The sequence below is a fragment of the Collinsella sp. AF20-14LB genome (assembly GCF_003459505.1).
Classification (GTDB): domain Bacteria; phylum Actinomycetota; class Coriobacteriia; order Coriobacteriales; family Coriobacteriaceae; genus Collinsella.
Genome location: NZ_QRWD01000034.1, coordinates 1 through 4,241 on the forward strand (window position 1 = coordinate 1; position 4,241 = coordinate 4,241).

Sequence of the window (4,241 nt, forward strand, 5' to 3'; positions counted from 1 at the left end):
ATCGACCTGCGCCGACGCCCCTAAAGTGGACACACATTTTGTCCTATAAGCCGGCGTTGACATGCTTCTTGACGGTTGACTCGCTTATGAATAGCTCGTTTGCCATCTGTTTGTTCGTTTTGCCGTCGAGCATGAGCCGCATGACTTCGGCTTCGCGCGGTTGGATATTGTGTTCTGTAATGAAAGCATTTAGCTGGTTTGTGTCTTCTGTCTGGGTGAGTTTAATGCCCCGAGGATAGAGGTTGGCGAGCGCGAGGCTCGCGTGCCGAGCGACTTCGAGCAGGATTGCGAGCTCGGTGTCGGTGAAGTCTCCGGCCGTGCGTTCACGAAACAGGGTGATGCTTCCTAGCGGGCTGTCGTTGTGCGCGAGCGTGGCCGTACAGCCAAAGTAGACGCCCTGCGGTTCCATCCATTTGCGATAGATGGGCGTGGCATCGCGTCGCTCGACGTCGACGAGGTCGAGGTCGCGGTAGACGCCGACCTTATGTAAGTCAAAGCTCCATGTTGTATAGTCCATCGCGGCGTAGCGGTTGTAGTAGTCGCTCAGTGCGCGGTCGTCCATTCCGCTGCTTGCGGGGTGGACGTAGCGTGGGGCATCACTGCCCGCCGCCTCGATCAGGTCGAACATGGCGATCCGATGGGGCACGAGCCCTGTCGTTCCCTCGAGGGTCTCCTTTTGCAGCTTATCGACACCGTGTGATGCGTGGATTGCAAGCGCGAGCTCGTTGAGAGCAGTCCAGGTCGTACTGTCCAACTCAATAGTCTGCTGTTTATTGCATGGGGGCATAGGGCATCCTTTCCATTGTGGAACCCAGTATGTCATGTTCTCGGCCTGAATAGAACTTTAGGTCAGCGAATGGTATACCGTCGGTCGCTGAAAGGGGCTCGAGGGACCATTGAGAACATCTCGGTGCGGCCGCATCATGGTCTCGTCAAGCAAAAGCACCGAGATTTAGGAGCTTGAAATGAAGACCATTTACGAGAGCGAGTCTACGCCAAAGAAGGACGGATTCTACATGCCCGGCGAGTACGAAGAGCAGGAGCGCACCTGGATTTTGTGGCCGCATCGCTCGGATGTGTGGCGCTGTGGTGCCAAGCCGGCGCAAAAGGTCTTTACCGAGATTATTAAGACCGTTGCACGCTTCCAGCCCATCACCGTTGGTGTCAATGCCGAGGATTTCCCTGCGGTGTGCGAGATTTTCGATGGCGTTGAGAACGTGCGCGTGATTCATATGGAGTACAACGACTCCTGGATCCGCGACCCCGGCCCGGCGTTTCTTGTCAACGACAAGGGCGACGTGGCACTCTCGCACTTCCAGTTTAACGCGTATGGCGGCTTTATCGACGGTCTGTATTTCCCGTGGGACAAGGATGCGAGTATCGGCTTGCAGGTGGCACAGCTCGAGCAGGTTAACCGCTATCGTCCCGAGGATTATATCCTCGAGGGTGGCTCGTTTAACTGCGACGGCCAGGGCACCGTGGTGACCACCGAGATGTGCCTGCTCAATGAGGACCGCAACCCCCAGTACACCAAGGAGCAGATCGAGGAGAAGCTTGCCGAGTACCTGGGCATCGAGAAGGTCATTTGGATCAAGGATGGCATCGACCCGTTTGAGACCAACGGGCACGTGGACGACGTCGCATGCTTTAGTGCGCCCGGCGAGGTCTGCTGCATGTGGACCGATGATCCCAACCATAAGTTCTACAAGGAGTGCCAAGAGGCGTATAAGACGCTTTCCGAGACGACGGATGCCCGTGGCCGCAAGCTCAAGATCCACAAGGTGATTATGCCTGCGACCTCGGTATATATGACCGAAGAGGAGGCCAGCACGATTGACCCCGTCGAGGGCGTGCTGCCGCGTACCCCCGAGGACGCCTTTGAGCCCAGCTACCTCAACTTCTTGCCCATCAACGGGGCGGTGCTGGTGCCACAGTTCGGCGATCCCAATGACGCCCAGGCGCTCAAGGATATCCAGGCTGCTTATCCGGACCGTGAAGTCATCGGTATCATGACTCGCGAGGTTATTTACGGCGGCGGCAACATTCACTGCATCACCCAGCAGCAGCCCAAGGCGCGCTGTAAATAGCAGTTCCATGGTGAACAGTGCTTGATTGTCCGCACGCGAAAGTCCGCCGACTTCAATGGTCGGCGGACTTTTTGTGTGGTGGTTTCAGCTGAACGGCGGGCCGTGCGGCTTGGGTGTGCGGGCACACAATCTGGGGAAACCAAACAGATTGGGGGCTTGTATAATCGATTCGAAGGGAAACGTGCGACCCGAGGGCATGTTTAACAGGGCGCATCTGGCTCCCGAAGCCCAGCGCGCATACGATACGCTGCTCGAGTGCGTGCTCAACGGGCAGAAGGACTGCGAGGTTTCGGCGCGTGCGGGTATGGATACGATCAAGGCGCTCGTATAGCTTTGCGCTTTCGGATGTGACACATAGGACTGCATGCGCCGCTCCCGGCTATATTGCCTTCGAGTGCTTTAACTCATGGAGATAGCCGGCATCAGCGATTTCGAGAGCTTGGCGGCGTCCACGAATGCCCCCGTGTTTACGCCTCAGACGGATGACTTTGGACTCGCGGTCCATATCTTTAAGATGCTCAACCGCGGAATACACCCATACGCTTCTGGTGAGCTGGACTTGGACATATTTGACCTGGACGACGATGACATTCCGCCTGCACCATTGATAAACAGCTGCGTGTGTAATGGGCACAGCCCGTTTGTGGGGACGTTGGTCGGATACGTTGTCCCAAAGCACGCTCTTGAGCTCGATGATTTTAGCGGCCTTATGGGCGAGGCACTCCGTCGATCGCTGTATGGCAGGGCGGAGGAGCGTCTTGACGCACGCACATGGGCGCGCCTGCTCGACCGCTATCTATCCGAGACAGTTGTGTGCAAGCGTGGCCATCTCCACCACTCGTTACAGCACGAATGCCCTTGCTGCCGAGGAGAGCGCGCCTTGTTGACTCGTCTTGGTTGATGGTTTGGGCCATCTTGTGGAAAGCCCGTGAGGCGACATGCAAGTTAATCCTGCGTGTCGCCTCCGTACATATAGACGATAAATCCGTCGCCGGTGTCCTGGCTGTGATCCTCCAAGATGCGCTTCATGTTGAGGTGCTCGTAGAACTGCCAGTCGGAGTTGCAGTCGCTCATCAGGAAGAATTTGGTGCACCCGGCTTTGGCGAGTTCGGCGCGCGCAAGGTCGATGAGCGCACGGCCGAGCCCCTTGCCCTGCCATTCGGGCACGATGATGATCAGGTTGAGCTGGCCCTGGGCATATTCGTTGCCCGTGGCGGCAAAGCGGTCGGCTGTTGCCTTCTCGCGGCTATCGCCAAAGAGCGAGCCTTCGAGCTTGGCATCGGCGGTCTTTGCCATCTCGGTTGCCTGGGCGAACATCTCGTTGTAGCAGGGCTCCCACGTGGGATTGGTGCGTGGTTTGCCGTCTTCGGAGATGCCGATGCAGCAAGCGGCGATGATGCGGCCTTCAGCTTCGGCAACGAGCGCGATGGGGGAGCGCTGCAGCTGCATGGCGATGTTAAAGCGCGCACAGAAATCGGCGGCTTCGACGTCGCCTCGGTTGCGCAGCGTGTTGCACCACAGCTGGTTGTAGATGGCGGCGATGCCGGCCAGGTCATCGAGCGTGGCGGCACGCAGAGTTACGTTGTCAAGGCTCATGGGGGCTCCTTCCAAGTTGGGTCAGGCCACCCCTGAGTGTGACATGGACGCAGGACGGCCGCATCGACCATTCGGCAGGCGAGCCTCGAATCCTCGGGGACGGAGGGTCCTAAGAAGGAATGAGGGCGGATTTTCGGACACTTGCTCGATGAGAGTGGATAATCTCCCACTTTTAGCGCTGGTATAGGCCAAAAACGGGAGATTATCCACTCTCATTCTGGGTAGTCGTTGGGGACGTTCTTAAACGACCAGTCATTAAAGAACGTCCCCAATGACTACCCCAAGGAACATCCCAGACTGCCGGCAGAGACGATATGAGCAGGACATAAAACATTGAGAGCCCCTGCTGCATGAAAGACCGCGGATTAGGCCGACAATGGTGAGTGTCTAATTCAGCCGCGGCGGCCACGCCGCATTCATGGAAGGGGCTCCCATGCTCGATACTACCACCTTCATCGGCCTCGACGTCCACGCCCGCTCGATAAAGGCCGTCTCCCTCGACGTCATGACCGGGGAGGTGCGCGCCGCGACCTTCGGCTACGACGCCGGCGCCGTCGC

General features: G+C 57.8%; 4 protein-coding genes. 2 read left to right on the top strand and 2 right to left on the bottom strand.

The window, feature by feature from the left end; translation table 11 throughout:
• Positions 1-43: 43 nt before the first annotated feature.
• Positions 44-628, bottom strand: coding sequence for a helix-turn-helix transcriptional regulator (locus DWX63_RS10885; protein ID WP_158559686.1), 585 nt, complete (start codon positions 626-628; stop codon positions 44-46).
• A gap of 337 nt (positions 629-965) precedes the next feature.
• On the opposite strand from DWX63_RS10885, the gene aguA reads away from it, so the two are divergent.
• A complete protein-coding gene (gene aguA / locus DWX63_RS10890; protein WP_117843721.1) occupies positions 966-2,087 on the top strand; it encodes an agmatine deiminase in 1,122 nt (373 codons plus the stop codon).
• 196 nt (positions 2,088-2,283) lie between these two features.
• Entirely contained in the window at positions 2,284-2,418 is a 135-nt protein-coding gene (locus DWX63_RS11630; RefSeq protein WP_255413255.1) for a hypothetical protein, read from the top strand.
• A 614-nt stretch (positions 2,419-3,032) separates the two neighbouring features.
• Here the strand turns inward: DWX63_RS11630 and DWX63_RS10900 are convergent.
• Positions 3,033-3,683 carry a GNAT family N-acetyltransferase gene (locus DWX63_RS10900; protein WP_117843723.1) on the bottom strand — a complete coding sequence of 217 codons (651 nt, stop codon included), beginning with the start codon at positions 3,681-3,683 and terminating at the stop codon, positions 3,033-3,035.
• Positions 3,684-4,241 lie beyond the last annotated feature (558 nt).

Excerpts from the sequence above, each read along its gene's own strand:
- DWX63_RS10885 (WP_158559686.1), bottom strand. The coding sequence starts at position 628 with ATGTTCGACCTGATCGAGGCGGCGGGCAGTGATGCCCCACGCTACGTC.
- aguA (WP_117843721.1), top strand. The coding sequence starts at position 966 with ATGAAGACCATTTACGAGAGCGAGTCTACGCCAAAGAAGGACGGATTC.
- DWX63_RS11630 (WP_255413255.1), top strand. The coding sequence starts at position 2,284 with ATGTTTAACAGGGCGCATCTGGCTCCCGAAGCCCAGCGCGCATACGAT.
- DWX63_RS10900 (WP_117843723.1), bottom strand. The coding sequence starts at position 3,683 with ATGAGCCTTGACAACGTAACTCTGCGTGCCGCCACGCTCGATGACCTG.